General features: G+C 61.6%; 3 protein-coding genes. 2 read left to right on the forward strand and 1 reads right to left on the reverse strand.

What is annotated here, in order from left to right:
* Positions 1–474 (reverse strand): chorismate synthase (gene aroC / locus AAAB16_RS04680; RefSeq protein ID WP_340662297.1); only part of this gene is annotated, 474 nt, incomplete at its 3' end.
* A 145-nt stretch (positions 475–619) separates the two neighbouring features.
* On the opposite strand from aroC, the gene AAAB16_RS04685 reads away from it, so the two are divergent.
* Together AAAB16_RS04685 and AAAB16_RS04690 are read left to right on the forward strand one after the other, a co-directional pair.
* On the forward strand, positions 620–1,588 hold the full coding sequence (locus AAAB16_RS04685; protein WP_340662298.1) for an alpha/beta fold hydrolase: 969 nt from the start codon (positions 620–622) through the stop codon (positions 1,586–1,588).
* 88 nt (positions 1,589–1,676) lie between these two features.
* The gene (locus AAAB16_RS04690) at positions 1,677–2,474 is read left to right on the forward strand and encodes a hypothetical protein (protein ID WP_340662299.1); all 798 of its coding nucleotides are present in this window, start codon (positions 1,677–1,679) and stop codon (positions 2,472–2,474) included.
* The last annotated feature ends 134 nt before the right edge of the window (positions 2,475–2,608 follow it).

Raw genomic sequence — 2,608 nt, forward strand, 5'->3', positions numbered from 1 at the left:
TTGGCTCATATAGCCACGCACCTGGATGCCGAAACCGGCCAGCACTTTCTTGGCGATGGCGCCAGCGGCAACCCGCATCGCGGTTTCGCGCGCCGAGCTGCGGCCGCCACCACGGTAGTCGCGTACGCCGTATTTGTGGTGGTAGGTGTAGTCGGCGTGGGCCGGGCGGAACAGGTCTTTGATCGCCGAGTAGTCTTTGGACTTCTGGTCGGTATTGCGGATCAGCAGGCCGATGGGCGTGCCGGTGGTTTTGCCTTCAAACACGCCGGAGACGATTTCGACTTCATCGGCTTCCTGGCGCTGGGTGGTATGGCGGCTGGTGCCGGGCTTGCGGCGGTCGAGGTCGATCTGCAGGTCGGCTTCGCTAAGCTCCAGGCCGGGTGGGCAGCCATCGACAATGGCCACCAGGGCGGCGCCATGGCTTTCGCCAGCGGTGGTAACAGTAAATAGCTTGCCGTAGGTATTGCCGGACATGCAGGGCGCTCCGCGAAAATCAGCCACAAACATCGGTTACAAATCAGGGCCGTGGAGTATACCCGCGCGCTCTGCGCAGTTCATCCTCGAACCTTATTCCATCTACTGCGTCAAAGCGGCTACCTCCTTATATGTAGCCACTTCGATGCCGCGCGCGTTTGTCTTGCTGCTGTTGTTTCTGTTGCCCACCTTGAGCCAGGCGCAAGCCTTTACCGTACTGCAACGGCCGATGAGCCTGACCACCGCCAGCGGCGAATTGTTCGGCACGCTGTTGCTACCCAAAAGCGAAACGCCGGTGCCGGTGGTACTGCTGATTGCCGGCTCCGGCCCCACCGACCGCAACGGCAATAACCCCGAAGGCGGCAATAACGACAGCCTTAAATTACTGGCGCAAACCCTGGCCAAAAATGGCATCGCCAGCCTGCGCTACGACAAACGCGGCATCGCCGCCAGCCGCCCTGCCACGCCGGATGAACGCGACCTCAGCGTAGAAAAGTATGTGCAAGACGCCGTGCAATGGAGCCACCAGCTCAAAGCGGACGAACGTTTTTCCACTTTGACGCTGGTGGGCCATAGCGAAGGCGCACTGATCGCCACCCTCGCCGCGCCAACTGCAGGCGCCGACGCGTTGGTGTCGATTGCCGGCACCGGGCGACCCATCGACCAAGTATTAAAAGAACAGTTGCGCGAACGTCAGCCCGCTGCCCTGCTGCCGCAAAGCCTGTGGACCATCGACCAACTTAAAGCCGGCCAAGCCGTGCCCCATGTGCCGGCTGACCTGCAGGTGCTGTTTCGCCCCAGCGTACAGCCGTACCTGATGTCGCTGTTTCGCCAAGACCCAGCCGCCGCGTTTGCGCAAGTGAAGCTGCCCGCGCTGATCCTGCAGGGCAGCCACGATATGCAGGTGGAAGTGGCCGACGCCAAGGCCTTGAAAGCCGCCAAGGCCGATGCGCAACTGGTAGTGATCGACGGCATGAACCATGTACTGCGCATCGTAGCCGATGAAGCGAAAGTGCAGCTGGCGTCCTACAACGACCCGCGTCTGCCGCTGGCCAGTGAACTGACCCGGCGCCTGGTGAGTTTTGTGCTGACGGTGCAACCGGCGAAAACGTAATAGCACTGCGCCAGCCTCAAGCCCGGCGTGGGCTAGCCGATAGCAGCCAAGACCCGTACGCTCTACGCACATGGCTTGGAACACGCGCATGACCGACACCGAACAACAAGCGCCGTCACCTGAGGAGACCGCCGTCAGCGAGGTCAACGAATCGCTGCCGCACCCATGGAGCGCGCTCCCAGACGAACAATTTCGCCTGCTGCGCCTGGCGCCGTTGCCGGCCGACCGCTACACCGGAGCGCGGCCCCTGCGCTTTGTGCAAATGGGCCGGTTGGCGCGGCATAGTCCCGAGCAGAGTTTCCTGCGTTTAAGCATCAACTTGCCGGGCATCCTTACCCGCAAGGGCGACAACGTACTGGAAGTGTGGATCGACCACCGCCTTAAAGAAGTGCGCTTCGGCCCGGATAAGGGCCTGCATGTGGAACCGATCAACCGTGGGCTGGGCCGTTTTCTGCTGGCCCAAGGGATCGCCTGGGCACAACAGCGCTGCGCGCACTACACCGTTGAAGGCGGCGCGTTAGGCATTAAAGACGTACTCAGCGAAGACGCGCGCATGCGCCGCGACCACTTCCTCAAAGCCCAAGGCTTTGACCTCGACTACCCCGACCCGCAGCAAGCCAAAGCCACCTACTCGGCGCCGAGGGTCAGCTCGCTAAGGGGCGACTGGAACAAAGAAAAAGTGCAAAGCATCGAACTGCTCGACGCCGCCGCCATGCTCGAACAGGCCGACCACAACTTGCGAGAGCAAGACGGCAAGCTACTCAAATTCCAACAACGCCTCGACAGCCTGCGCCGCGAAGACAGCACCCAGCGCTTCACCATCGCCTGCTTGGTAGCGTTTTGCGTGTTTCAGGCGGGGTTGTTTATTTGGATGGCGTCTAGATAACCAACTCAAAACAAACTCAACTGCTCTGCTCCCCTCTCCCGCAAGCGGGAGAGGGGCCGGGGGTGAGGGCCGGGACACACGCAATCACCGCTAAAAGCAAAAGCCCCTCACCCGCCCTTCGGGCACCCTCTCCC

The sequence above is a fragment of the Pseudomonas sp. genome (genome assembly GCF_037994325.1).
GTDB lineage: Bacteria > Pseudomonadota > Gammaproteobacteria > Pseudomonadales > Pseudomonadaceae > Aquipseudomonas.

Coding starts and splice junctions, on each gene's coding strand:
- AAAB16_RS04685 (WP_340662298.1), top strand. CDS start 620: ATGCCGCGCGCGTTTGTCTTGCTGCTGTTGTTTCTGTTGCCCACCTTG.
- AAAB16_RS04690 (WP_340662299.1), top strand. CDS start 1,677: ATGACCGACACCGAACAACAAGCGCCGTCACCTGAGGAGACCGCCGTC.